Source organism: Streptomyces sp. URMC 123 (assembly GCF_051386515.1).
Taxonomy (GTDB): Bacteria; Actinomycetota; Actinomycetes; order Streptomycetales; family Streptomycetaceae; genus Streptomyces.
This window is the reverse complement of the sequence record NZ_JBPQTV010000790.1, coordinates 1-246: the sequence shown is the minus strand read 5'-3', so window position 1 is coordinate 246 and position 246 is coordinate 1. Positions and strand designations below refer to the sequence as shown.

The 246-nt window shown below is 75.2% G+C and carries 1 pseudogene; it reads right to left on the bottom strand.

Annotated features, from left to right (window positions below):
* Nucleotides 1–246, bottom strand: a pseudogene (locus ACSNOD_RS32020) (apolipoprotein N-acyltransferase); the annotation flags it as partial.

The following is a 246-nucleotide window of genomic DNA, read 5'->3' as shown; positions in this document are numbered from 1 at the left end:
CGCCCAGCAGCCGCCGTACGAGCACGCCCCACGGCGCCCACAGCAGCCCCAGCAGCGCGGCCAGCACCCCGGTGAACACATGGAGGCTGGGCATCAGCCAGTGGTGCACGGCCAGCATGAAGCCCAGGCCGCCGAGCCAGCCGTCGAGCGCCGCCCGGCGCGCGGTCGGCGCGGACCGGACGATCAGCAGCCACGGCACCAGCGCGCCGTACGCCAGCCACCACAGCGACGGCTCGGGAAAGGCCA